Source organism: Pseudomonas sp. 05N36 (assembly GCF_056397385.1).
Window position 1 is genome coordinate 1 of sequence record NZ_JBFTNH010000051.1, and the last position, 1170, is coordinate 1170.

The 1170-nt window shown below is 55.1% G+C and carries 1 protein-coding gene; it reads left to right on the forward strand.

Annotation, left to right across the window (positions count from 1 at the left end; genetic code table 11):
- Nucleotides 1-64: 64 nt before the first annotated feature.
- Entirely contained in the window at nucleotides 65-1045 is a 981-nt protein-coding gene (locus tag AC1DIH_RS28100) for an IS5 family transposase (protein ID WP_477774081.1), read from the forward strand.
- The last annotated feature ends 125 nt before the right edge of the window (nucleotides 1046-1170 follow it).

Below are 1170 nucleotides of genomic sequence, written 5' to 3' on the forward strand. Positions count from 1 at the left end.
GGAAACTCCGAACAATTCCTCAATCGTGATGAAATACAGCCTCACCACCTGACCCGAGCCCCTCATGAGCCAGATGAGCTTTTCCGACTTCGAATACGCCGGCAAACGTAAGCAAACTCGCCGCGAACGGTTTCTCGCAGAGATGGATCAGGTCGTGCCCTGGAACGGTTTGCTGAAGCTGATCGAACCGTATTACCCGAAGGCCGGCGGTGGTCGAAAACCCTATCCGTTGGAAACCATGCTGCGTATTCACCTGTTGCAGAACTGGTTCTCCCTGAGCGATCCGGCCATGGAAGAAGCGCTCTATGAAATCACGCCCATGCGCCAGTTCGCGCATCTGACGCTAAGCGCGCCAATCCCGGAAGACACCACGATCATGAACTTCCGGCACCTGCTGGAGAAGCATAAGTTGGCCCCTGCCATCCTTGCGGTTATCAACAGTTATTTGCAGGAAAAAGGTCTTTCCCTGCGCCAGGGCACAATCGTCGACGCGACGATTATTCACGCGCCCAGTTCGACCAAAAACGAGGACGGCAAACGCGATCCGGAGATGCACCAAACGAAGAAAGGGAACCAATACTTCTTTGGAATGAAGGCGCATATCGGTGCTGATGTTGAGTCGGGGCTGGTTCACCACGTTCACGGCACGGCGGCGAATGTAGCCGATGTCACCCAGGTTGCCGAACTGCTGCATGGCGAGGAAAACGCGGTCTATGCCGATGCGGGCTACGCCGGTGTCGAGAAGCGCAAGGAGCATGAGAAACGCGAGGTAGTTTGGCAGATCGCAGCTCGGCGCAGCACCTACTCCAGGCTGAGTAAGCGCAGCGTGCTTTATAAGGCCAAGCGAAAAATCGAGTACCTCAAAGCCCAGACACGGGCCAAGGTCGAACATCCATTTCGGGTGATCAAGCGTCAGTTTGGTTATGTGAAAGTGCGTTTTCGCGGACTGATGAAAAATACCGCTCAGCTGACCACGCTGTTCGCTCTATCAAACCTGTGGATGGCTCGAAAAAAGCTGATGGGTATGGGCGAGTTACGCGTGTAACACGGAGAAATGGGCTGACAAGCCCGGTAAGGCGGTGCGCACGGGACGTTTCGCGAGAATATAGCGCCGAACGCCACGATATTTTCAACTTGCCGCGCGGTTGCTGCAAGTTGATCGGAGCTTCC

Bases quoted from the DNA above. Each gene is read 5' to 3' on its own strand.
- AC1DIH_RS28100 (WP_477774081.1), top strand. From the start codon at position 65: ATGAGCCAGATGAGCTTTTCCGACTTCGAATACGCCGGCAAACGTAAG.